The sequence below is a fragment of the Bacteroides helcogenes P 36-108 genome (assembly GCF_000186225.1).
Classification (GTDB): Bacteria; Bacteroidota; Bacteroidia; order Bacteroidales; family Bacteroidaceae; genus Bacteroides; species Bacteroides helcogenes.
Genome location: NC_014933.1, coordinates 2,028,495 through 2,053,555 on the forward strand (window position 1 = coordinate 2,028,495; position 25,061 = coordinate 2,053,555).

General features: G+C 41.1%; 17 protein-coding genes. 13 read left to right on the forward strand and 4 right to left on the reverse strand.

Annotated elements, in window-relative coordinates:
* Positions 1-22: 22 nt before the first annotated feature.
* Genes BACHE_RS08075 through BACHE_RS08110 form a run of 8 tightly spaced genes read left to right on the forward strand, consistent with a single transcriptional unit; the run spans position 23 to position 12,881 of the window.
* Entirely contained in the window at positions 23-1,312 is a 1,290-nt protein-coding gene (locus tag BACHE_RS08075; protein ID WP_013547212.1) for a DUF4995 domain-containing protein, read from the forward strand.
* Between the two features lie 16 nt (positions 1,313-1,328).
* On the forward strand, positions 1,329-3,326 hold the full coding sequence (gene hepC / locus BACHE_RS08080; RefSeq protein ID WP_013547213.1) for a heparin-sulfate lyase HepC: 1,998 nt from the start codon (positions 1,329-1,331) through the stop codon (positions 3,324-3,326).
* A gap of 13 nt (positions 3,327-3,339) precedes the next feature.
* Positions 3,340-4,950 (forward strand): sulfatase family protein, encoded by a 1,611-nt coding sequence (locus BACHE_RS08085; protein WP_013547214.1) that lies wholly within the window; start codon positions 3,340-3,342, stop codon positions 4,948-4,950.
* A gap of 15 nt (positions 4,951-4,965) precedes the next feature.
* The gene (locus BACHE_RS08090) at positions 4,966-6,594 is read left to right on the forward strand and encodes a hypothetical protein (RefSeq protein WP_013547215.1); all 1,629 of its coding nucleotides are present in this window, start codon (positions 4,966-4,968) and stop codon (positions 6,592-6,594) included.
* Positions 6,595-6,620: 26 nt separating this feature from the next.
* Positions 6,621-7,550: an ROK family protein gene (locus BACHE_RS08095; RefSeq protein ID WP_013547216.1), complete on the forward strand. Its 930-nt coding sequence runs from the start codon at positions 6,621-6,623 to the stop codon at positions 7,548-7,550.
* Positions 7,551-7,564: 14 nt separating this feature from the next.
* Positions 7,565-8,848, forward strand: coding sequence for a sugar MFS transporter (locus BACHE_RS08100; RefSeq protein WP_013547217.1), 1,284 nt, complete (start codon positions 7,565-7,567; stop codon positions 8,846-8,848).
* A 9-nt stretch (positions 8,849-8,857) separates the two neighbouring features.
* Entirely contained in the window at positions 8,858-11,464 is a 2,607-nt protein-coding gene (locus BACHE_RS08105) for a DUF4962 domain-containing protein (RefSeq protein WP_013547218.1), read from the forward strand.
* A gap of 16 nt (positions 11,465-11,480) precedes the next feature.
* Positions 11,481-12,881, forward strand: coding sequence for a sulfatase family protein (locus tag BACHE_RS08110; protein WP_013547219.1), 1,401 nt, complete (start codon positions 11,481-11,483; stop codon positions 12,879-12,881).
* 923 nt (positions 12,882-13,804) lie between these two features.
* Here BACHE_RS08110 and dsr2 read toward each other — a convergent pair.
* The 4 genes from dsr2 to BACHE_RS08130 all read right to left on the reverse strand — a co-directional run bounded on the left by dsr2 (position 13,805) and on the right by BACHE_RS08130 (position 21,404).
* On the reverse strand, positions 13,805-17,476 hold the full coding sequence (dsr2, locus tag BACHE_RS08115) for an anti-phage defense-associated sirtuin Dsr2 (protein ID WP_083808281.1): 3,672 nt from the start codon (positions 17,474-17,476) through the stop codon (positions 13,805-13,807).
* A 37-nt stretch (positions 17,477-17,513) separates the two neighbouring features.
* Positions 17,514-18,779, reverse strand: a complete 1,266-nt coding sequence (locus BACHE_RS08120) for a tyrosine-type recombinase/integrase (protein WP_013547221.1) — start codon at positions 18,777-18,779, stop codon at positions 17,514-17,516.
* A 304-nt stretch (positions 18,780-19,083) separates the two neighbouring features.
* Positions 19,084-19,974 carry a site-specific integrase gene (locus BACHE_RS08125; RefSeq protein ID WP_013547223.1) on the reverse strand — a complete coding sequence of 297 codons (891 nt, stop codon included), beginning with the start codon at positions 19,972-19,974 and terminating at the stop codon, positions 19,084-19,086.
* 224 nt (positions 19,975-20,198) lie between these two features.
* Entirely contained in the window at positions 20,199-21,404 is a 1,206-nt protein-coding gene (locus BACHE_RS08130; protein WP_013547224.1) for a phage integrase SAM-like domain-containing protein, read from the reverse strand.
* 406 nt (positions 21,405-21,810) lie between these two features.
* Here BACHE_RS08130 and BACHE_RS08135 point away from each other — a divergent pair, with 406 nt between their 5' ends.
* The 5 genes from BACHE_RS08135 to BACHE_RS08155 all read left to right on the forward strand — a co-directional run bounded on the left by BACHE_RS08135 (position 21,811) and on the right by BACHE_RS08155 (position 25,057).
* Positions 21,811-22,131 carry a helix-turn-helix domain-containing protein gene (locus BACHE_RS08135; protein ID WP_148229824.1) on the forward strand — a complete coding sequence of 107 codons (321 nt, stop codon included), beginning with the start codon at positions 21,811-21,813 and terminating at the stop codon, positions 22,129-22,131.
* Between the two features lie 2 nt (positions 22,132-22,133).
* Positions 22,134-23,402 carry a type II toxin-antitoxin system HipA family toxin gene (locus BACHE_RS08140; RefSeq protein ID WP_013547226.1) on the forward strand — a complete coding sequence of 423 codons (1,269 nt, stop codon included), beginning with the start codon at positions 22,134-22,136 and terminating at the stop codon, positions 23,400-23,402.
* Between the two features lie 39 nt (positions 23,403-23,441).
* On the forward strand, positions 23,442-24,053 hold the full coding sequence (locus BACHE_RS08145) for a hypothetical protein (protein ID WP_013547227.1): 612 nt from the start codon (positions 23,442-23,444) through the stop codon (positions 24,051-24,053).
* 91 nt (positions 24,054-24,144) lie between these two features.
* Positions 24,145-24,351: a helix-turn-helix transcriptional regulator gene (locus BACHE_RS08150; protein WP_013547228.1), complete on the forward strand. Its 207-nt coding sequence runs from the start codon at positions 24,145-24,147 to the stop codon at positions 24,349-24,351.
* Between the two features lie 19 nt (positions 24,352-24,370).
* The gene (locus BACHE_RS08155; RefSeq protein ID WP_013547229.1) at positions 24,371-25,057 is read left to right on the forward strand and encodes a M48 family metallopeptidase; all 687 of its coding nucleotides are present in this window, start codon (positions 24,371-24,373) and stop codon (positions 25,055-25,057) included.
* Positions 25,058-25,061: the final 4 nt, after the last annotated feature.

The following is a 25,061-nucleotide window of genomic DNA, read 5'->3' on the forward strand; positions in this document are numbered from 1 at the left end:
TCTTTACTAATAAAATGTATTTATGAAAAAAATATTATTATATTGTTGTATGGTTGCTACTTTACATGGGATCTGTAGCTGTTCGTCCAGTCAGCCTGATACAGATTATGGCTGGTTGAAAAATGCAATAGACACCTCTGTACAGCAATTGGAAGAAACAGTGGCCGATGTAGGCGATTCAGTCTTATTACCCCGTTCCATCTGGACGGGATATGATATGGATTTTCTCTGCCGGCAATTGCAAAGAGATCCTGCAACCTTTAAGGATTCTTTGCGGATTAAGCCAGTGAAGGATGTCATAGGAACCCGTCGCTATTGCTCTTCCATCTATGATTGGACAAGTGGTTTTTTCCCCGGAAACTTGTGGTATGCGTATCAGTTGACCGGCATTGAAGGTTTAAAGAACGATGCCGTGAAATTCACGAATTATTTGTATCCCGTAAAAGACTATAAAGGTACACACGACATCGGATTTATGATGAATTGCAGTTATGGCAATGCATATCGCTTGGTTCCCGCCGACAGCGTTCGTCAGGCATTGGTGCAAACTGCTGATAACTTATGCAGCCGTTTTGATCCGACCATAGGTTCTATTCGTTCCTGGGATTTCGGGAAGTGGAATTACCCTGTAATCATTGATAACATGATGAACCTGGACCTGCTGTTTTACGTAAGCCATCTTACCAATGATTCCAAGTATAAGGAAATCGCATTGAAACATGCCGAGACAACATTGAAGAATCATTTCAGAACAGATCATTCATCCTATCATGTAGTCAGTTACAATAATGATGGCAGCGTAGAAATGAAATGTACCCATCAGGGAAAAAATGACGATTCGTCATGGGCACGCGGACAAGCCTGGGGAGTATATGGATATACCTCTTGCTACCGTGAATCCAAAGATACGGCTTTCTTGCAGCAAGCCAAAGATATTGCAACGTTGATTATGACTCGCGTAAAGACTGAGGATGCGATACCCTTGTGGGATTATGATGCACCGGATAGCTCGGAAACACCCCGTGATGCATCTGCCGCCTCTGTTACAGCTTCTGCTTTGATAGAACTCAGCACTTTGGTAGAAGACGGACAAGTATATTTTGATTATGCAGAAAAGCTACTAAAATCTCTTTCTTCCGATGCTTATTTGGCAAAGGTTGGTACGAATCAGGGATTTATCCTGATGCACTCTACAGGTTCGTTGCCCAATGGCTCCGAAATTGATACTCCTATCAATTATGCCGATTATTATTACCTGGAAGCATTGACCCGGTATATGCAGGTAAAAGGACTCGATTATAAATCGCTTTAAACAAAATTAATATACCATGAAAATAGCAAAGTATTTTTTATGTCTGACTCTTTTGCTGGTCGCCATAAGTGCGGAAGCGCAGCAATTGCGGAAGGAAGCTTTTGATTTACTGAACCTGGATTATCCGGGTTTGGAGAAAGTAAAGGCCGCATGCGCCCAACAACAATGGGATAAAGCGGCTCAGGCTTTATTGGACTATTACCGCCAACGCATCGGCATAGGACATCCTGATATTAATCTGAAGAATATCAAAATATCAAAGAAAGAACAAAAATGGGCGGATGATGCCTTGGAACATACATTTTTTGTACACAAAGGATATCAGCCTTCCTATAATTACGGTAAAGACATCAATTGGCAATATTGGCCGGTACAGGACAACGAGTTGCGCTGGCAGTTGCATCGCCATAAATGGTTCACCCCGATGGGAAAAGCATATAGAATCTCAGGTGATGAGAAATATGCCAAAGAATGGGCATACCAATATATGGACTGGATTAAGAAGAATCCTCTGACAATCGTAGAGAAAGAAGAATACGAACTTGTCAGTGCAGGTGAAGTAAAAGGAAATGCTGAGAATGTACGCTTTGCATGGCGTCCGCTGGAAGTGAGTAACCGTTTGCAGGATCAGACACTGCAATTTCTATTGTTTATTCCCTCACAGGCTTTTACTCCGGAGTTCCTGACCGAGTTCCTCATTAATTATCATCGGCATGCCTTACACATTCTGGACAATTACTCCGATCAAGGCAATCATCTGTTGTTCGAAGCACAGCGTATGGTGTATGCAGGCGTATTTTTCCCTGAATTTAAAGAGGCAACCGGATGGAGAGAGAGTGGGATAAGCATTTTGAACCGTGAAATAAAAAAACAGGTTTACCCGGACGGCGGTCAATATGAACTGGACCCGCACTATCATTTAGCGGCAATCAATATCTTCTGCAAGGCCCTGCGTATGGCAGACGTCAATGGTTTTCGTCAGGAATTTCCTGCCGAATACGTGAATACTGTGAAAAATATGATTGAGTTCTACGCTAATATCTGTTTCCCGGATTACAGTAATCCTTGTTTCAGTGATGCAAAACTGGGAGACCGCCCGGCAGAAATCCGTAATTATCAAGACTGGCTCAAACTGTTTCCGGATTGCGACTGGATTCGTTATTATGCTACTGAAGGTCGTGAAGGTTCCCCCCTGCCCAACCTTTCTCACGGAGCACTGACTTCCGGTTTCTTTACTTTCAGAAATGGCTGGAAACAAGATGCTACTGTAATGGTGGTAAAGGCCGGTCCCAAAGGTGAGTGGCACTGTCAACCGGATAACGGAACTTTTGAGCTTTGGTTCAATGGTCGGAATCTCTTTCCGGATAGTGGCTCGTACGTCTATGCCGGTGACGATGAAGTAATGAAACTCCGTAACTGGTTCCGTCGTACATGCTCTCACAATACATTGACATTGGACGAGAAAAATCTACAGACTACACAATCGGTTACCAAGCTTTGGCAACCCGAAGGTAATGAACAAATCCTGGTGACAGAGAATCCTCATTATGAGGGTTTGAAGCACAGACGTTCTGTCTTTTTTGTAGACCAATCTTATTTTGTCATTGTCGATGAGGCTGTGGGAGATGCAAAAGGAACAGTGAATCTGAACTATCATTTATGTGAAGGTACTGTAAATGTGGATGGAAAGAGCCATATTCTGACCACCGCTTACGACGGGCCAAGCAATATGAAGCTACAATGCTTTGCCGAAAAGAAAGCTTCGATAAGAGAAAAAGAGGGATGGCGTTCAACTGCTTATCGCGTACGTGTACCCCGTACTTCGGTTTCTTTTGATGTGGACAAAAAGGATTCGGAGGCTGTACGTTACATAACCATTATCTATCCTTCGAAAAATGCAGCTTCTTTTCCTGCATTCAAGGCTAAATTCCTGAATAAGAAGTTTGATGAGAATGGAGTGAAGATAGAAATATCTGTTGATGGAAAGAAACGTCAATTGGAGTATAAACTATAAGAAGACTTTTATTATGAATCGCTTATCATACTTATTTTTGCCTCTCACTGCCATCGGAGTCTCCGCTTGCAGCTCCAATAGGGCCAAAGAGGAGGTGAAACGTCCGAACATTATCTTTATGATGACAGACGACCATACTACGCAGGCTATGTCATGCTATGGTGGACGCCTCTTGCAAACTCCCAATATGGATCGGATTGCCAATGAAGGTATTCGTATAGACAATTGCTATGCGGTCAATGCTTTATCCGGTCCGTCAAGAGCTTGTATCTTGACGGGCAAATTCAGCCACATCAATGGATTCACTGATAATGCCAGTACTTTTGACGGCAACCAACAGACCTTTCCCAAATTATTACAGTCGGCAGGATATCAAACTTCGATCATTGGTAAATGGCACTTGATAACCGAACCTCAGGGATTTGATTATTGGTGCATCTTGACCGGACAACATGAACAAGGGGATTATTATAATCCCGATTTCAATGAGAACGGAAAGCAGATTGTAGAACAGGGCTATGCTACCGATATTATCACGGATAAGGCAATCGAGTATCTGGAACACAGAGACAAAAGCAAGCCTTTCTGCATGATGTATCACCAGAAAGCTCCGCATCGTAACTGGATGCCTGCTCCCCGCCACTTGGGTATGTTCAATAATACCGTTTTTCCTGAACCGGTCACACTCTTCGATACGTATGAGGGAAGAGGTTCCGCTGCCAGGGAACAGGATATGTCTATTGAACATACATTGACCAATGATTGGGACTTGAAGTTGCTGACTCGTGACGAAATGCTGAAAGATACAACCAATCGTCTCTATCAGGTTTACAAACGTATGCCGGCTGATGTACAGGATAAATGGGATTCAGTGTATGCCCAACGCATTTCGGAGTATCGCAGCGGCAAATTGAAAGGAAAAGAATTGATTAGCTGGAAATACCAGCAATACATGCGCGATTATCTGGCAACCATTGTTGCTGTAGACGAGAATATCGGTCGCCTGCTCAATTATCTGGAGAAAATCGGTGAGTTGGATAATACGATTATTATCTATACTTCCGACCAAGGTTTCTTCTTGGGTGAACATGGCTGGTTCGATAAGCGCTTTATGTATGAAGAGTGTCAGCGGATGCCGTTGATTATCCGTTATCCGAAAGCCATTAAAGCCGGAAGTACCTCGAATGCCATTGCTATGAACGTGGATTTTGCGCCTACTTTCCTCGATTTCGCAGGAGTAGATATACCGGGCGATATTCAAGGAAAGTCATTGAAACCAATCTTGACGGATGCCGGAAAAGTGCCGGAGGATTGGCGGAAAGCTGCTTATTACCACTATTATGAATATCCGGCAGAACACTCTGTGAAGCGGCATTATGGCATTCGGACGGCGGACTTCAAACTGATTCATTTCTATAATGATGTAGATGAATGGGAAATGTACGATATGAAGAATGACCCTAATGAATTGAATAATGTGTTTGATAAACCGGAGTACGCCGCTAAACAAGCGGAGTTGATGTCACTGTTGAAAGAAACTCAGAAGCAATATAAGGACGATGATCCTGATGAGAAAGTGAACGAGTTGTTCAAAGGTGACAGACGGTTGATGAAGAATAGATAATCTTAAATTGATACCATGGATAGAAGAAGTTTTTTAAAGAATACAGGCTGGTCCTTTATCGGACTGGCTGCTTCCGGTAGTTTATTGTCTGCATGCCAGCAGGGAACTGCCGCAGGAAAGAAAGTGATGCCCTCTGCCAGTAATCTGAAATACTACTGGGGAGACTTACATAACCATTGTAATATAACCTACGGTCACGGCGATATGCGTTCGGCATTCGAAGCTGCCAAGGGGCAATTGGATTTTGTTTCTGTCACTCCGCATGCCATGTGGCCGGATATTCCGGGAGCAGATGATCCTCGCCTGAAGTGGGTGATTGATTATCATACCGGTGCTTTCAAGCGTTTGCGTGAAGGCGGCTATGAGAAATATGTGGCAATGACCAATGAATACAATAAAGAAGGTGAATTCCTGGCTTTTGTAGGTTATGAAGCTCACAGCATGGAGCATGGCGACCATGTAGCATTGAATTACGATCTGGATGCACCTCTGGTAGAGTGTACTTCCATTGAAGACTGGAAACAAAAAGCCCGCGGACATAAAGTATTTATAACTCCGCATCACATGGGTTACCAGACGGGTTACCGCGGATATAACTGGAACTTCTTTACGGAAGGAGACCAGACTCCGTTTGTCGAGATGTATTCCCGTCACGGATTGGCTGAGAGTGACCAGGGAGATTATAACTACCTGCATGATATGGGCCCCCGCCAGTGGGAAGGTACTATTCAATGCGGACTGGAACAAGGAAAGAAGTTCGGTATCATGGGTTCTACCGACCAGCATGCCGGATATCCCGGTAGCTACGGTGACGGACGTATTGGTGTCTTAGCAGAGTCATTGACTCGCGACAAGATTTGGGATGCCATGAAGAACCGCCATGTATGTTGTGCTACAGGTGATAAAATCAATATAGATTTCCGTTTGAACGATGCTTTCCCGGGCGATGTAGTACGTGGAAACAGTCGCCGCATCTATTTGAATGTAGAAGCAGGCAGTTGCATTGACTATATAGATGTCGTAAAGAATAGAAAGTGTATTGCCCGTCTGAGTGGGCCGCTTTTGCCGGAAATGCCGGAAGGAGATATGGTACGCTGCAAGGTAAAGATGGAATTCGGCTGGAACCGTGAAGAGGCGTATGTGCATTGGCAAGGAAAATTGTCTATCGATAAGGGGACAATCAATGCTGTAGAACCTTGTTTCCGTGGTGCTGCATTTACCTCTCCGCAACCCGGGGAACCGGAGTTTGAGACGAAGGTAAATCGCATTGTATCTGTTACGGACAAGGAAACTGAACTGGATATGTATAGCTCCAAGAATCCGAATACCACAACGCCTGCTATGCAAGCGGTTATTTTAGATGTGACTATGCCGAAAGATGGTGTGATTACCGCAGAGTTCAATGGCAAGAAGTTTGAGCATTCGTTAGGTGAACTTTTGGAAGGCTCCCGTTCTCATTTCATGATTGGATGGCTCAGTGAAGCGATTCTGTTCAATCGTGCCATGCCGGAAAGTTGCTTTGTAGTTGAACACTACCTGGAAGACAAAGAGCCCGAAAGAGAGACGGATTATTACTATGTAAGAGTTCGCCAACGTGACCAGCAATGGGCATGGAGTTCTCCGATATGGGTGGAAAGAACATAATGTTTCCTTATTTGATGTGATAAATTATGAAATACGCAATTGGCATTGATTTAGGTGGCACATCTATAAAATATGCTTTGGTAGATAAAGCGGGTAATTCTTTCTTTGAGGGGAAATTACCCTCTTTTGCTTCTGTCTCGGCTGCAAAAGTGATGGAACAACTGATAAAGGCTGCCACCTTGCTGAAAGATGAAGCCGCAAAACAGAACTGGACCGTACTGGGTATAGGGCTCGGTACACCGGGAATTGTAGATGAAACAAACCGTATCGTACTGGGAGGTGCGGAAAATATTGTCGGCTGGGAAAACATAGATGTAGCCTCCCTTATGGAGAAACAGATGAGTTTACCGGTAGTTGTTGGAAATGATGCCAATCTGATGGGACTGGGAGAAACGAAATATGGTGCAGGAAGAGGTTGCACTCATGTGGTGTTTCTGACTGTAGGAACCGGTATCGGCGGAGCTGTCATCATTGATGGTAAATTGTTCAATGGATATGCTAACCGGGGTACGGAGTTGGGGCATGTACCGTTGATTGCCAACGGTGAACGTTGTGCCTGCGGGGCAATCGGCTGCCTGGAACATTATGCTTCGACTGCCGCCTTGACAAGACGTTTCAGCGCATTGGCGAAAGAGCAGAAATTAAGTTTTGATACGGAGATAAACGGGGAATTGATTGTTCGCCTGTATCATGAAAATTTCCCGCTCGCTGTCGAGTGCATGAACGAACACTTTTACTATTTGGGCAGAGGAATTGCCGGCTTTGTCAATATCTTCAGTCCCCAACGGATTGTGATAGGAGGAGGTGTTGCAGAATCCGGCAGTTTCTATTTAGAGAAAATAAGGGCGGTAGTCAAAAAGCACGTAATAGCAGACTGTGCCCTGGATACCAAGATTGTAGCAGCCGAATTGGGCAATAAAGCCGGTCTTATCGGTGCAGCATCACTAATTCTATAAACAAACGAATTATTATGAAAAATAACAAGAAATGGGGTATGCTGGCATTGATCATGATGTTCTGGTTTACCATTTCATTCATTACAAACATTCTCGGGCCGTTAATTCCTGACATTATCCATAACTTTGAGCTGAAGGATCTGGCAATGGCGGGATTTATCCCGACTTCCTTCTTCCTGGCTTATGCCATCATGTCGATACCGGCAGGCATATTGATAGATAAATATGGAGAAAAGCCGGTGCTGTTTACCGGTTTCCTTATGCCATTTATCGGAACCGTCTTGTTTGCATGCTTCCCGTTTTATTCGATATTACTGGTGTCTTCCTTTATTATCGGCTTGGGAATGGCCATGTTGCAGACCGTAATTAATCCTTTGCAGCGTGTTGTCGGTGGAGAAGAGAACTACGCATTCATAGCCGAATTGGCACAGTTTGTGTTTGGAGTAGCATCGTTTATCAGTCCTTTGGTTTATACTTGGTTGGTACATGCGCTGGAACCAGGAGTCTATCAGCCGGGAAAGAATTTCCTGCTTGATATTTTGGCGGACATCACTCCGGTCACTCTTCCCTGGGTTTCCCTTTATTGGGTATTCACAGTGTTATTGCTGATTATGCTGCTCATTGTGTCGTTGGTCCACTTCCCGCGCATTGAACTGAAAGATGATGAACGCAGCGGTTCTTCGGCTTCCTACAAGAAATTGTTCCGTCAAAGATACGTATGGCTTTTCTTCCTGGGAATCTTTTGTTATGTCAGTACGGAGCAGGGAGTTTCTATTTTTATGAGTACTTTTCTGGAGCAGTATCATGGCATTGATCCGAAGACCGTGGGTGCGCAAAGCATCAGTTATTTCTGGGGTTCAATGACTGTCGGATGTTTGTTTGGCATGTTCCTGCTGAAGTTGATAGACAGTAAGCGTTTGCTGCAAATATCGGGCATACTTTCCATGAGTTTGCTGTTAATTGCATTATTCGGTTCCGCGGAAATAGCGGTGTGGGCTTTTCCGGCAATAGGCTTTTGTATCTCCATGATGTACTCCATAGTGTTTTCACTTGCCCTGAATACAGTAACCCGGAATCACGGTTCTTTTGCAGGCATTCTTTGTTCCGGAATAGTGGGAGGTGCAGGTGGCCCGCTGCTCGTCAGCCTGGTATCCGACGCCACTTCGTTGCGAACGGGAATGTTGCTTATTCTGATTTTCATGGGATACATTACGTTTATCGGCTTCTGGGCACACCCTTTGGTTAATAATAAGACAGTAAGCTTGAAAGAGCTGGTTACCTTCAAAAAACAAAAATAAGATTCTGAGATGAAAAAGATAGTATTGGGCTTATCGGCCCTCTGCCTGCTAATGGCATGTGGCAGTTCCGAGCAACCTGCCGTGATAAAGGTTTCCGAAGAAACATTGATGCATGAAGTCCGTGCAACTCCCTCTCCTGCCGATGGCACATACGTCAAGGTGAATCCACCGCGTTTCATGTGGCCGGACAAATTCCCCCATTTAGGCCCGGTGCTGGATGGGGTTCCGGGACAAGTGGATGAAAAGCCGAAAGTAGTTTACCGGATTCGTATCTCCCAAGACAAGAATTTCCGGAAAGATGTCCTTACCGGTGAACGTGCCTGGGCTTTCTTCAATCCTTTCCAATGCCTGGCACAAGGGAAATGGTATTGGCAACATGCTTATGTTACCCCCGAAGGTACTGAAGAATGGTCGCCGGTTTACCAATTCTATATAGATAAAGATACACCGGAATTCAATCCGCCGACTTTGGAAAAAGTCTTGGCAGAATATCCTTCCCATCACCCGCGTGTGTTGCTGGATGCAACTGACTGGGAAAAGATTATAGCGAAAAATAAAAATAATCCGGAAGCCCGGGCTTATATGGACAAGGCGTCCCAATGCATTTCCCGTCCGTTGAAGCATCTTCAGGAAGAGATAGATACAACGAATGTAGTTACGTTGACCAACATTGTGCAACGTGAATCGGCCCTCATCCGCGAGAGCCGTAAGATTGTAGATAGAGAAGAGGCCAACGTGGAAGCATTGGTTCGTGCTTATTTGCTGACAAAAGACGAGAAGTATTATCGGGAAGGCATTAACCGCTTGAGTGAAATTCTTTCCTGGCAAAAAAGCAAATACTTTGCAGGCGACTTTAACCTGTCCACCCTATTATCGATGAGTACATCCGCGTATGACGGATTTTATAATTTACTGTCACCGGAAGAGAAACAACTGCTGTTGGATAACATCCGCAGAATTGGAGACAAGTTCTATAATGAATACGTGAACCATCTGGAGAACCGTATTGCAGACAACCATGTGTGGCAGATGACTTTCCGTATCCTGACGATGGCGGCATTCGCTACGGTCGGTGAAATACCGGAAGCGTACGTATGGACAGATTACTGTTATAATGAATGGATTTCACGCCTTCCGGGGCTGCATAAGGATGGTGGCTGGCACAATGGGGATGCCTATTTCCATGTAAATATACGTACCTTGATAGAAGTACCGGCCTTTTTCTCACGCATATCCGGCTTCAACTTCTTTGCAGATCCGTGGTATAACAACAATGCCTTATATGTTATCTATCAGCAACCTCCCTTCTCCAAATCCGGAGGTCATGGCAACTCACATGAAGGACAACGCAGTCCGAACGGAGGGCGCGTAGGATATGCCGATGCCCTGGCACGCGAATGTAACAATCCGTGGGCAGTTGCTTATGTACACGAAATTATGCAGGAAGACCCTGACATCTTGTCGAAGGCTTTCGAAGCCAAACCGGCAGATTTGACCTGGTATCGCTGCACAACCTCGAAGGAAAGACCTGCTTATAGCAAACATCTGTCGGAACTACCGGAAGCCAAAGTCTTCAAACAAGCAGGTACTGCTCTGATGAATACCGACATAGGGCATCATGCCAACAATGCCATGCTTTCTTTCCGAAGCAGCCCTTATGGTTCCACATCCCATGCCTTGGCCAATCAAAACGCTTTCAACACCTTCTTTGGGGGTAGGGCTATCTTTTATAGCAGCGGGCATCGTACCGGATTTACAGATGATCATTGTATGTATGCCTACCGGAATACCCGTGCCCATAACTCCATATTAGTAAACGGTATGGGTCAGAAGATAGGGACAGAAGGCTATGGCTGGATTCCCCGCTACTATGAAGGTGAAGAAATCTCTTACGTTGTAGGCGATGCCTCCAACGCCTATGGGAAAGTAGTTTCTCCGTTGTGGCTGGAACGCGGACGTTTGTCCGGCACTCAATTTACACCGGAGAAAGGTTGGGATGAAAATAAACTGGAATTCTTCCGAAGACATATCGTTCAGCTCGGACGCTCTGGTTTGTTTGTTGTTTACGATGAACTGGCCGGTAAAGAACCGGTAGAATGGAACTACCTGCTGCATACGGTGGAACTGCCTATGGAGGTGGTTAAGGAAGAAGGAGGATTGCGCATCTTGGGTAAGAATAAAGCGGATGGAATATCGATAGCTCATTTATATTCTTCACAGGAGATGACTTATGCACAAACGGATACATTCTTTGTGGCCGCCCTTGACTGGAAAAAGCGTCTTGGCAAGGCTCTTGCTAATCATTATCATTTTACGGCAACGACAACTCCTTGCAATAAAGTGTTTTTTCTCAATATAATCGATGTACATGGAAACAACCGTGCCGATGCCGTGATAAATCATCAGGGAAATCGCATTACAGTAGAAGGATGGGTTATTGAATGTAATCTGGATAGTGAAGGCAAAGCGTTCCTGCACATAGAGAATAAGCAGAACGGTGCTTCACTGGACTTCAACTATAATTCGAATAAGGGTGCTACGACTATCGTCGATCAGGTAGGCGGAAAGAGAATAGAGAAAAGACTGGTTGATTCCTTGCCGAAGCCTGAAATATAAAACCGAATATTAAATCATGAAAGCTAATAATATGGTAAATCAAATTCAAATGAAGCATCTGGCATTTTTTTCTTTGCTATGCTCTTCTGCGGCTTCTGCGGCCGAACGTCCCAATATCATCTATATATTCACGGATCAACAGACAGCCAGCGCCATGAGTTGTGCCGGAAATCCGGACCTGCACACTCCCAATCTCGACCGATTGGCAGCCGCCGGTGTAATGTTCAATAATGCTTATTGCACCGCTCCGCTCAGCGGTCCTTCACGTGGAGCCATGTTTACGGGGCACTATCCGGATGCGGTAGGACTGTCAGTCAATGGTTCGCCGATACCCGACTCTCTCAGGACACAGACATTAGGCACTTTAATAAAGAATGCCGGATATGATTGTGCTTATGGCGGTAAATGGCATCTTCCTCTTCTTGATGTCCCCGACAAAGAATACGGCTTCGACAACATTTACAAACATAGTGACGACGGACTGGCGGAAGCTTGCGTAGAATACCTCTCACGCAAACATAAAAAGCCGTTTTTCCTGGTAGCTTCTTATGACAATCCACACAATATCTGCGAATACGCACGGAGCCAAAACCTTCCTTATGGAAATATCGATACGCCTGATATATGGGACTGCCCGGGAGTACCTGCCAATTTCGCCAAGAATCCTTACGATGCCGATGTCATTGAAAGCGAAAGGACAAACAATTATAATGTATATCCGACTGCCGGTTTTACTCCCGAAGACTGGCGTATGTACCGTTATACCTATTATCGTTTGGTAGAAAAAGTAGATAAGGAAATCGGAAAAATTATTGATGCCATTGATAAGAACGATCTTTGGAAGAATACAGTAGTGATCTTCTCCAGTGACCACGGAGATGGTATAGGGGCTCACCATTGGAACCAGAAATCTGCTTTATATGAAGAAGTTATCAACATTCCTCTCATCGTAACCCTGCCCGGCAAGAAGAATGCAGGCAAAGTATTGCCTCAACTTATCAGTAACGGTGTAGATTTCTTCGCTTCCGTATGCGACTGGGCAGATGCCAAGATGCCGGAAGGGGCAGCCGGAAAGTCTTTCCGGAAAGTTGTGGAAGAAGGTAATCCACAGGCCTTGCATCAAGAATACATCATCACCGAAACACGGTTTGACGGCAGCAAGACAAGAGGCTGGGTAGTACGCACTGAGCGCTACAAATATGTGCTTTATGATAAAGGAAAATATCGTGAGCAACTGTTTGATATGCAGAATGACAGAGGAGAAATGAGAAACCTGATCATGGAAAATGCCTATAGCCAGGAACTGCAAAAACTTCGTGATGTCCTTGAAAAGTGGATGAATACCTATAATATACGTCCAACTCGTCCGAAGCTGCACGATGTTCCCGGAAAGAAACTCAAAAATATTAATAAGTAATTACAGACTTTCCGCTTTTTACGTATTTATACTCATCAGAAAATGTGATCATAATTTGGACTGTATTAGCGAAGTGCCGATATAAATGATTAACTCTGCTAACGCAGTCCGAATTATAGTTTCAAATATATTTCTTCTTTTACAGGAATTAATCTTTATGATTGTTTGATGCCTTTGGAGCAGTAAACATGAGTTCCTCGTCATCAGAATCTTTGCATAACGATATTGAGGGAGAAGTCTTTTTTGATGAATAGTATTTGTTATTTTTACGAGTTCTTGCCACTCTTTTGGGTAAGGCACGTTTGCCTGTTTTTTTTCTCTTCAAGCACTACCATCGTTCTGTTCATCGTTGGATATGTATAGATGCAAATATATGAACATTCTGTGATAAAAAGGCGAAAGAAAGGAGGAAACGCTTTCTGCCTATTCAATCAACTGTATCGTTTACCTGCCAAGATGTTATGGATAAAGTTGTCTCACTTTCGTTGCAAGGGGAGTATGACATACTTACTAAAATGAACAAAGTCCCTGAAAAAACTTAATCTTAGTACGTAAGATGTATATCTCACGTGCTAAAATATATATCTTGCGCCTTCATATACATATCTTGCGCGCTAAGATATAATTTATCTTCTATGTTATCCCTCCTTTTCATGAGGGAAAAGGAGTCTTGTAATGGGGCTATATCGTCTTTGTTATTAGTGGTTGTAATAGCTTATGAAACAAAAAAGGCGTTCTGTTACGAACGCCTTAACACTTTGATAACAGACTGTATATCAATAGCTGTTGGGAGATAAAATACTGAATCCACCGTGTAACCATACACGAACTTAATTTATAATGGTTTTATTTCGATTGCAAAGATATACAGTCTGTTTCAATTACATAGCCCTTTTTAGGGCTTTTTTTATTGGGACGAACATTTATCGCTTTAAAGTTACCTCTTTATGATTATACATAACCTCGGTATTTCTATATTTATTTTTGACTTCAGCAAATTCATCATCGTCAGTAATAATCAACATCCATTTATTATATGCTTCTGAATCATGATTAATAATGTTCTTATAATAGACCAATAATCTAGCTACTTTTCTTTTAATATCAATCTTCTCGTTGGCTTCACTTTCTGTGTCGTCATAATTAACAATTGTGTGAGATGCTAAATATAGTAAGCCTAAATCAATATTTTGAATATTAAGTGATGAGAATGTATTTTTTCTATGAGATAGTATTTGACATATACAATCTATGCTATAGCCCAACCCTTCTTTCTTTCCACATCTAAAATTTGATGTTATTGCATTTATTAAATCAGATATATTACTTTTCCCACAACTCAATTCTATTATAGCATTTATTCCGTCTAAAATTCTATCATTGTCATCTGACGAAATTGCGTTTAGGATTTTAATATGTAATTCATTTTTGTCTTTGTATAGCCGTGGTAAAGATGCTTTTATTTCCAAATTATAAATATTATAACTAGGAATTTCTTTTACCATCTTGTCCAATAAGCTTATGTTGAGTTCCCTGATGAATTTATAATTTACGGATACTATGGTTGTTATAATTCTTTTCAACCACACAAATCTCGACTTAAACTTATCAGATACAGATGGTCCAAAATGCTTTTTTTTATCTAATAGATAGTGCTTGTCCGCATCCCACCATTCAATTATGTTAGAAACGAGTTTATTAATCTCGTCACTTGACCACTTATATTGGTCTCGATAATCATAGGTTCCTGCGATATTGTTAAACAAAGGGATATTACCCATGAAGAATTCTATTGACTCATCCTCCTTTTTAGAATTAATAGGGAAAGGTGTATTTGTTATATATTTCCTCAAAATATCAATCGGATCTATATTTTCGGGATGAGGTAATCCTAAGAATGCAAAGTAATAGTAACCTATTTTGGTTGGAAAACCGTTTTTGTTCAAAAACTTCCAGCTATTTACAGCAATTTTTTTTATCTGCTGAGGCTTAAGTAAATTATAGCTCAACAAAACATTTAGTCTATTGTATGCAATGGTTCTTGTGTAGTTGTCTTCGAGCAATTGAGCAATTAATTTACTGACGACTTGGTTGTCTACTTCTACACCACGAAAACTATTGATAACAATAATATATTGAAACGGGTCATAATCACTTTTTTCAAGACGATCAAAATAGATGGGGAATTCTAACAGATTGGGAATAAGATAGTATTGTTCTTCTGCAGAAAAAGACCCCACCAAACGTTTAATTAACTCATTGATGCCAGTGTATGATTCTATAATGCCTGATGTGTAAATTTCTTTTGCAATGCCAAGAATGTCAACACGCGATTCATAGGTTGATTTACAACAAAGTCTCGATATTATTTCAGGCAAAGTAGATGATAACGAATGTGTCATATTATCGCTTCCCCCTTTCTCTTTATTGACATTACATGTATGTTTTAGAAGCGCAATGTATCGTATTATATGATCAGACACCATTTCTCTATTCATTGTTGATAAGGTAACTCTATTGTAAATAGAGCTCACTGTTTTGTTATTTCCTGACCGTATCATTGCAACATTTCCTGAGAATGGTGAGCATTGAGAAATTACAGTTATGGCATTGCTAAAGCATTCTTTGTCTAATACGTTCAAATAAGGTAAATGGTATGGCAATCCGATTTCCTCTATAAATCTAAAATATCCCCATGCTAAACGAAAAGATTCATTACTCCTAAATTTATAGTTGGTACTTGAACGACCAATATCAAAGGAGGCGATTGTCTCTTTTGTTTTTGAAATATTTAGCACAGATTTCATTTCAATTTCAAAGTATTTTAACTCCTCCCAAGGATCGCAATCATATAGTCTTAGGTTTTGCCATCGTTTTTGATAATTATCGTTATGCTCAAATAGAAATAACCTCTGTCGCATTTCATCTGCTCTTGATATACATCTATGTAGAAGCATTATATATGATTCCATAGATATAAAACTTAAATTGTTTTTTATCGGCGATAGGTTCAATCTTGCCCTGACCTCTTTTAATGCAGACTCAAGAATATTGACAGCCTCAGCAGTAGAATCGAACTCAGCAATCAAAGTAGCTCTTTTAGACTCCCAATATGGCATAGACATATCGGGAGTCCAATTAGTAAGACATTCTTTGATTTTAATTATATCAAAGTTATAAGCATACTGTAAACATCGTTCATAATTATAACGAGCCTTTTGTTCCGATGATAATTCGGATATAATTTCATCAAATTGATTTGATAACGTATGCCATTTATCACTCCATCCTTCTTCTCTGTAGAGGCGTAATAGTGCTAACTGAAGGACAATCCATGCATTTTTGATTTGCTCCCAATCAAGTTTGCTATTTATTTCGCTTGTGATTGCTCCTTCAATCTGCAATTTTTCATGAAACGGATTATACTTTTCAACTGCAGACTCATATATAGTTGCCCAATCATTCAATAAAGGGTGTAGCCCTTTTTCAATACGCCAATTAAACTCAAATAAAAACAGCAAATCATTAGGGTCAGAAAATTTAGAAATAAATTCTTTTGATAACCAAATACTCTCAGTAACATCAATTAAAGCCTTCCGCTTTTTGCTCGGAAGAATAAGCCATCCAGGATAACTTTGTCTAAGTTTCCTCCATTGGTCAAGAACCTCTTTATAGTTATCTTTATTGCTGTCTTTCTTGTGCCTTATATCTTTTTCACCCCAGTCTTCTGCTTTAATCGAATTTAATGAATTAACACTCGTTATAAATTTATCTATGGCTTCATAATGATCTACTTTATCTAAACAATATCCCGACAAGTCAACAGATATAATATTCCTTTCTTCTAATAGCTTAGTTTGACCTGGAGAAAGAGACAATATGCCGATTAAATAGATCTTAGGAGAATTTTCTTTGCCAAGATTATCTCTAATCCAGCCTATCCAGTTCAAAAAGTTAGGATCATCACCAGAGAACCCTACTAAACATAAGGTATTTTCTAATAATGATTGCTGAACCGTGTTAACAAATGGTGCGTATTTTTGAGGATATTGTCTGTAATCTTCACCTGATACGATAAAAGGTCGTTCAGATGGAAAACTACCATGCAATTTCACAATACGAGGTGATGTTGACCACACAAGATCATGTTTATTTGTTACTATTTCATACCTTCTTTCTGTGATTAAGTCAGCACTCCTCTCTAATAAAGTATCATAGTTAGTTGTAAAGACATCCTTCCATGGTAATGACAACATTTTTATATGAAGACCAGATGGAATGTGTTCATTGTCTGGAATCACTCTCTTAATAAGATTGTTAAGATATTCCTTGCCAAATGCGACCTCAACTTCATCTGCTAATTTCAGAACGTTTAAATATGCTTTGTCGTTGTCATTAGGTTTGCTTGCATGTAATCTTTCATAAAGTATATCCCCTAACTCATTCCATGTTGGAAAACTTTTTGTAGAAGTATTTGTTTTTTGTGCATTTTTGCTAAATCCAGCTCCTATCATAATGCTAGCATGGCCATTCCAAAGCCGGTCTGCTATTTCTACTATATAATGTTTTATATTATTTGGAATATTTTCTTTCATAATAATTAATGTATTGTTCATCAAAGATATAAAAAATTTATAATACCTCATTCATCCTCTTCTTCATTTTCTCCTTATCATAGATGGTGTAGTAGTGGCGATAGATTGTTTGCGGAGAATTACCAGCAAGTTCAGCAACTTGGAGTGGATGAAAGCCTTCGTCAATCATCTTGGAGATATAGCTACTACGGGCGGTTCCCCATGTCACTCTTGATTTAATACCACAGTGGTCGCATATCTTCTGTAAGGTTTGGTTCACCTTCTCATTTATTCGCTTCACTCGACCATAAAGCTTAGATTGAGTAGGGTTACATCGTTTGATCGTTGGGAATACGTAATTCATATAGGCTTCTGATCGATAGCGTTCGATAATCTCTACTGCTTTGTCGATAATAATCACTCGTGCTTGTTTGTCGTATTTGGTGCGCTCATAGATTATCATATCACCTTTGATTTGATTTTGCGTGAGCAGACAAACATCTATTGCAGACATACCTCCTGCATAGTAGCTAAACAAAAATAGGTCGAGATAGAGTTGCTCTTTATTAGTAAGCAATATTCGGTCGAAAGTCTCAATCTGTTGCATCACTTCCGGTGAAACTCCTTTGGGCGTTGTTATTCGCTGCTTGAGCTTTTCTTTAAATGATTGGAAGGTATGTAGGTTCACATTGTACACTCCTTGCTCCTTGGCATGCAAGCATACTGCTCTTAGTTTCCGTAATTTACCGCTTACATCTCCACTTGTTCCGTTCTTGGCTGCCTGGATTTGTATCCATACCACAAAATCCTGAATAAACTTCTCTGTTAGGTCACGAAATCTATACTTGGAGAAATCCTGATGATATTTGCTTTTTGTAAATTGGTGAAGCGAGGTGTTTAGATATTGGTATTTGCGAGATGTAGAGAGACTTTTGAGTACACGACCATTTTTATATCGCTTTTGATTCTCGAACTCCACAGCCAGTTCTTCGATAATATCCGAGATTGGGATATATTTGTTTCGATAGTTTGGATCGGTATCGTAATAGTGAGATAACTCCACTGGAATCCAATTCTTGCCTTGTGCATCCCAACGTTCACCAATTTTCAGGTATTTGAGCCTCTGTTGCTGGGGAAACTTATTCTTTTCGGAGGAGTCCTTGCCGACGAAAAGCTGTGACTTTTGATTCCACTCCGAGTAGAGTCCTGTGATATTGATAACCTTTGTAACGCGAGCGTAACCTCGCTTATAGAATACCATTTCGAGTTTAACGAAATTGATGTTTTTAGGGTCTCTTTTCCCTTTGATATTTACAGTAAACATAGCAATGATTTTTGAAGTTTTTAGCTTCAAAAAAGTCATTGAAATCAATCAAAAAAGAGATAAAAAAGAAGAAATATGCAAATTTGGTAGAGCCTGTATGATTTTAATGCACAAACATCTGTATTTAAGTAACTTAATAACAACAATGAGTATATAAAGGAATAGGGTGTCCCGAGATGAGACACCCTATTCCTTTTTATTTATCTCATTTTTAGATATACAGAGAGGTGGGTTGTTTTTGCTCGGTTTGCTTACTTTTATTATGTGGGTAAAATCGGTGCAGATAATCCGTCTTAGATGTAAATTATTCACCATAATTTTGACGCATTTTTTCAGAGTAACGGAGGATGGTTTCAATCGAGCAACCCAAATATTGCGCAACCGTTTCGTAGGGTACTTCGTTGAAGAGTAGGTGTTCGACAAATATCGACTTTGCCATTCCCATAGTAATTGCACACTCAAATTTAAGCATCTTTGAAATCCTCTTCAATGTCTGGTTCGTCAGCTCCGAAACACGTTTGATTCTACCAAGCTGCTGTTCGGAAGAAATGTGTTTGTGAGTAAAAATCGGGAGCAGATAATCGCCAAAACATTCCGATTGGTATTTGTTAATTATATGCACCGCCTCTGGACACAATGGAATAACAGCGATATTTTCAGATATATTTCGTTTGCAATATAAATACCCCTTTTTTATGGAAGATATTTTAAGCGATGCCAACTCGTTGATTGTCGAACCTCCCGTGTAATACCCAAATAGAAATAGATCAATATAGAGCTCCTCTTTCTCTGTGAGTTTAGTTCGATTCATAGATTCAATCTTTTCAATTGTGATCTGATTCACCGACAAGAGTTCATTTTCTGGTTTTATCGGAGTCTTTACGCTATTGAAAACGGAGGTGTCGGCACTCGCTTCACGAAATACCCTGCGGAGTTTTTGCAGTTTATCATCGACATTTTGACCATTCAAATGGTCGACATACTTTTGCAGAAACCGCTTGTTTATATCATTAAAAGACAAGGTACTTAAATTTCGTTTCATTACCTCTTTGGCAAAATTGCTCAAACAATTTCGCACGTAACGAAACTTCCTCTCGCTTTGGGAACCAATGATTACCTGACCGTTCCTTTCCCGCTCAATTTGTGACAGTTGCAACAACAACTTATCAAATGCTTGTGATACATTTTTATTCATAACAGATATCTTTATGGATGAATACTCCACCGACCTTGTGTGTCGGTATATAAATGAATAGGGAGTCTCGACAGAAAAAGTTTACGAGAATGGGAGAATCTACCGCTTTTATAAACATTAGCCGTATTTTTGTCCCAATATCGATTAAGCCTACTTCCCAAAAATAGAGTTCATCTCACCAAGCATCTCATCGGCTTTGGTATTCTTGTAGTAGTGCTTATAAATCACCATCGGGCTATTTCCAGCCATCTCTGCCACAACGTATAATAGCCTTCATCTACCATTCGGGTGATGAAACTTGCCCTGGCGGAATACCACGTCAGCTTATCCTTAATTTTGAGCAACCGACTGGCTTTTCCAAGAGTCTGTGTCATCTTTACGGTAATATTGCTGATTCGCTTGGTGCGTTGCATATCGGTATTGTGCTTATGTGTAAAGACAGGGAAGATATAGTTCTCGGACCCTACACTTCGGTATTTTTCAATTATCCTCTTTGCTTTTTCAATCAGCAGAGGTTTGGCTTGTTTGGGGAATTTCATTCGCTCGTAGATAATTTTATCCTCCTTGATACTATCCCAAGTCAGATAACAAACATCGACATTTGCCATACCGCCCGTGTAGTAGCTGAATAGAAATAAATCGAGGTGCAGCTGCTCTTTCTTCGAGAATAAACTTCGGTCGATATCTTCCAACTTGGCAAGAACCACAGCGGAAGTTGCTTTGGAAGTAGTCGCTCCCCATTTTATATTATCTCCCAAACATTCGAAGGCTTTCATATCCACACCATAAATGCCTTGCTTTTCGGCATAACGACAAGTGGCACGCAGACGACGGAGTTTCTGCGTCAGCCCTCCTTTGTTTCCGTTCTCTATTCCGATTTTCTGGATGTAGAGTGTGTAGTCGAGCAAGAAGCGTTCGTTAATCTCCTTGAAATAGTAAGAAGAGAATGAGCGATTATAAACCTCCTGCGTGAATCGAGTCAGAGAGTTCTTAATCTCTTTATATGAATGGGCGTTATTGGCACTCGTGACGATTCGCCCATTCTTGTACCGCTCCTTGTGGGTGAACTTTTCAACCAGCGAGTCTATCATCTGAAGAATCGAGAGCGATTTAACCTCCTTTTTGCGAGTTTGCACCTCATCGAAACAGTGAGATAGCTCAACGGGCGACCAGACTCGCCCCTCGTAATCCCAATCCTCGGCGACTTTGAGATACTGATTTTTGAGGTCGAACAGAATTTTGTTTTTAGAGATTAGGGCACTGCTGTTACCCTTGAAGGATTGAGACTGATTCTCCCAATCTTTGATTGCTCCCGATATTTGTAGTACCTTGCTCACACGAGCATAACCAGTTTTGAAGATAATCATTTCGAGCTTGACCATCTTCGGGTCTTTGGGATTCACCTTCCCTTTGATGTTGATTGTAAACATAGAGAATAGAGTTTAGCATTCGTTTCGGATTACTGCTTCGGCAGTCAAAAGACCCACCGTCGCAGACTACACAGGAATAGTGCTTCCCTCCAGAAAAGGTTTATTTACTGCTAAACCTATAAATGCTAATCTCTATCAATATACATAAAAACAGAGACTTACATCAGTTATTGATGTAAGTCTCGTAAAGAAAGACACCCATTTTGAACGCCTTAATCATGAATATTGTATGCTAAACAGCTATTTGCCGACAACAAACAATATAATAGCACTTAGCTCTGGGAGTTTCTGCTCAAAATGGATTATGTGCATGGTTAATTATGCAATGATGTGTATTTTTCTATGTGTAATACATCATTAAATAAATAAAAAGCACTACCTTTACATATTATATGATGAGTTGATTATGACAAAAAATACAATGGGTACTAAGTTGCCCAGAAAATTGGAGCAAAAGATGCAAATAGTGGGGGAGCAGATTAAGTTGGCTCGCCTACGAAGGGATCTGAGTGTGGCTCAGGTTGCGGAACGTGCTACCTGTTCTCCGCTGACCGTATCCCGAATTGAGAAAGGTGCATCGACAGTGGCAATCGGAATCTACTTGCGTGTGTTGTATGCCTTACAGCTTGACGATGATATTCTGTGGCTGGCTAAAGAAGATAAATTGGGAAAAACTTTGCAGGATCTGAGTTTGAAGACAAGGGAACGTGCATCTAAAAAGGAATAGGGATGAAGAAACTGTATGTATATGCTGATTTTGATTGGCTGAAGGAGATAGAACTCATTGGCGAGTTGGGCTACGAATCACTTCGTGGCTCTGACAGTTATTGCTTTACATTCAGCGATGATTGGTTGAAAAAGCACGGCGATTTGTTTTTGAGTGATGATTTGAACAATTATCCGGGACAACAATATACGCAGCCGGGGAAAGATATATTCGGATGTTTTTCTGATGCTTTGCCTGATCGTTGGGGACGGACTCTGTTGTTGCGACGTGAACAGCTTACAGCAATGGAAGAAAATCGGCCAGTACGAAGATTGTCTTCATTCGATTTTTTGACAGGAATTGATGATTTTTCCCGAATGGGTGCTTTCCGTTTTAAGGAGTCAAAAGACGGAGGATTTATAAATGTAAGTGAGTCATTGAAAATTCCACCTCTGACGGATATTCGAGAATTGGTTGCAGCCAGTGCGGAGATTGAGAGAAGCGAAGAAGATAACGTGCTGCCTGATCGAAAGTGGATTGTACAACTTGTGCAACCTGGTTCTTCATTGGGTGGGGCAAGACCGAAAGCCAGTGTGATAGACACGGATAAAACGCTTTATGTCGCCAAGTTCCCTTCTCGTAAGGATGATTACGATGCCGGACTTTGGGAACATTTCAGCCATCTGCTTGCCACAAAAGCCGGTATAAATGCAGCAAAAACAAAAGTTATTGCCACAGGTGAAAAATATCACACCTTGCTTTCGGAGCGTTTTGACAGAATACAAGACGGAAAGCGGATTCATTTCGCTTCTGCAATGACTCTGTTGGGACTAAATGATGGAGATAATGCGACTACAGGGCATGGCTATCTGGATATAGTTGATTTCATCATTCAGAACTGTACGGATGTAGATCGTAATTTGCAGGAACTCTATCGTCGTGTGGCTTTCAATATCTGCATTGGCAACAGCGATGACCATTTCCGCAATCATGGCTTTCTTTTGACTGCAAAAGGCTGGACGCTTTCTCCTGCATACGACATGAATCCAACTCTGAACGAATATCAAAGTCTGCTTATTTCGGCAACTTCTAATAGAGCAGAACTGAGTATTTTGCTTGATGCTTGTGAAGATTATATGCTTAACAGAAAAACAGCCGAACAGATTATTTCAGAGGTTACTAATGTTGTGAAAGGGTGGCGAGAGTTGGCAGTACGATTAGGAATCTTCAAGAGAGAGATGGAAATGTTTAGTGGCATATTGGATGGGCGGTGTGGTGTTGATGTGTTGTGATTTGAAAATCAGATAGTTTTTGAACAAAAAAATATAATTATGAGTGGTGGATATTTTGATAGGAATATATATGCAATTGGTGAGATTGCGGATTCTATTGAACGTGATATTGCGAGAGCATTACGGCCTAAACCTGAAAAGGTACATGAAGATTATTGGACTATATATGAACACGATAGCCCATGTTCATGTCGCTCTTTTGGCGGATGGGGATATATGACCTTTGATAAATACGAAGAAGCCAAGTCTTTTTTGTTGAGCCGTAAGGGTATTGTAACAGCAGAAGAAAGATACATTGACAGGCGTAGGTTTGAAGATGATGTTGTATTTCAATCTACCGACTCATATATAGCCGAGACTCCAGACGAAGAGCATATCCCTGTGTTGTACACTATACATTATTGCGTTTACGATCATTATCCAGACGATGCAGATGTGTTGGAATTGACCGACAAAACGATAGAAACCATGAAAGAAGCATATAAGCAGATACGTATAGCTGAAATATATGCCATGCGAATAGATTGGATGATGAGTGGCGATGACGGAGAAGATACCTTACAAGAGAGACTTAATGAGGATTTGGAAGCCTTTGAAAAAGAGTTTCAGACGAAAGATTGGGCTTGTTCATATGAGGATGGTGAAGATTGAATAAGCATCACAATGATTTTATTGTTTTCTTTTGGTGTATGCGTAGAAAATAGTAACTTTGCATTTGACGCAATCTATAATTGAATACAGTATGGCGAATTTGAATTGTATAAAGGCTGTTTTAGCTGAAAAGGGGATTATGAGTAAGTGGCTTGCTAAAACTTTGAAGAAAGATCCGGCAACGGTATCAAAGTGGTGCAACAATCATACACAACCCGATTTATACACATTGGCACGGATAGCAGAAGTATTAGATGTGGATATACACAAATTGATTTGTCATACAAAAGAAGAATAGATTCTATAAATAGTAGCAAATGAATGTAAACGGCATAGACATAGAAATTGAATATAAGCCCATAAAGCATATTCACCTATCTGTTTACCCACCGGACGGCAGGGTTCACGCCAGTGTACCAACTGATACGACCGATGGGCAGATAAGAATGTTTATTCTGTCCAAATTCATTTGGCTGAAAGAAAAAATTGAGGAGGCTACTTGCCATAACTATCAATCGAAGAGAGAATATGTAAGCGGAGAAGCCCACTATTTCAAGGGTTCTCTATATAGATTGAAAATAGAGATTGAGAGCAGTGGTAAGCAAACAGTCGGTATTGATGGCGATTACATTGTCGTTAGATGCCGTCGAAAAGAAAATGCAGAGTTGCTCTTGAGTGAATGGTATAGATCTGAGCTTAAAGATATATTGCCTCGATTGATAGAGCGTTGGTGCAATCGTATCGGCACTGAGATTCCGACCTTTGACATTCTGTCCATGCCACAGCGATGGGGCAGCTGTAATAAAGCCAAGAAGCACATAGTATTCAATCTTGAACTTGCCAAAAAGCCGATTGAATGTATTGAATATATTGTTGCGCATGAGGTGATACATCTTGTGGAACGGACGCATACCGATAGATTCTTCAGGCTTCTTGATACCTATTTTCCTAACTGGAAGATGCTGCGCGACCAATTAAACGAATATCCTGTAAATGTTTCATAAATCA

Bases quoted from the DNA above. Each gene is read 5' to 3' on its own strand.
- BACHE_RS08075 (WP_013547212.1), top strand. From the start codon at position 23: ATGAAAAAAATATTATTATATTGTTGTATGGTTGCTACTTTACATGGG.
- hepC (WP_013547213.1), top strand. From the start codon at position 1,329: ATGAAAATAGCAAAGTATTTTTTATGTCTGACTCTTTTGCTGGTCGCC.
- BACHE_RS08085 (WP_013547214.1), top strand. From the start codon at position 3,340: ATGAATCGCTTATCATACTTATTTTTGCCTCTCACTGCCATCGGAGTC.
- BACHE_RS08090 (WP_013547215.1), top strand. From the start codon at position 4,966: ATGGATAGAAGAAGTTTTTTAAAGAATACAGGCTGGTCCTTTATCGGA.
- BACHE_RS08095 (WP_013547216.1), top strand. From the start codon at position 6,621: ATGAAATACGCAATTGGCATTGATTTAGGTGGCACATCTATAAAATAT.
- BACHE_RS08100 (WP_013547217.1), top strand. From the start codon at position 7,565: ATGAAAAATAACAAGAAATGGGGTATGCTGGCATTGATCATGATGTTC.
- BACHE_RS08105 (WP_013547218.1), top strand. From the start codon at position 8,858: ATGAAAAAGATAGTATTGGGCTTATCGGCCCTCTGCCTGCTAATGGCA.
- BACHE_RS08110 (WP_013547219.1), top strand. From the start codon at position 11,481: ATGAAAGCTAATAATATGGTAAATCAAATTCAAATGAAGCATCTGGCA.
- dsr2 (WP_083808281.1), bottom strand. From the start codon at position 17,476: ATGAAAGAAAATATTCCAAATAATATAAAACATTATATAGTAGAAATA.
- BACHE_RS08120 (WP_013547221.1), bottom strand. From the start codon at position 18,779: ATGTTTACTGTAAATATCAAAGGGAAAAGAGACCCTAAAAACATCAAT.
- BACHE_RS08125 (WP_013547223.1), bottom strand. From the start codon at position 19,974: ATGAATAAAAATGTATCACAAGCATTTGATAAGTTGTTGTTGCAACTG.
- BACHE_RS08130 (WP_013547224.1), bottom strand. From the start codon at position 21,404: ATGTTTACAATCAACATCAAAGGGAAGGTGAATCCCAAAGACCCGAAG.
- BACHE_RS08135 (WP_148229824.1), top strand. From the start codon at position 21,811: ATGACAAAAAATACAATGGGTACTAAGTTGCCCAGAAAATTGGAGCAA.
- BACHE_RS08140 (WP_013547226.1), top strand. From the start codon at position 22,134: ATGAAGAAACTGTATGTATATGCTGATTTTGATTGGCTGAAGGAGATA.
- BACHE_RS08145 (WP_013547227.1), top strand. From the start codon at position 23,442: ATGAGTGGTGGATATTTTGATAGGAATATATATGCAATTGGTGAGATT.
- BACHE_RS08150 (WP_013547228.1), top strand. From the start codon at position 24,145: ATGGCGAATTTGAATTGTATAAAGGCTGTTTTAGCTGAAAAGGGGATT.
- BACHE_RS08155 (WP_013547229.1), top strand. From the start codon at position 24,371: ATGAATGTAAACGGCATAGACATAGAAATTGAATATAAGCCCATAAAG.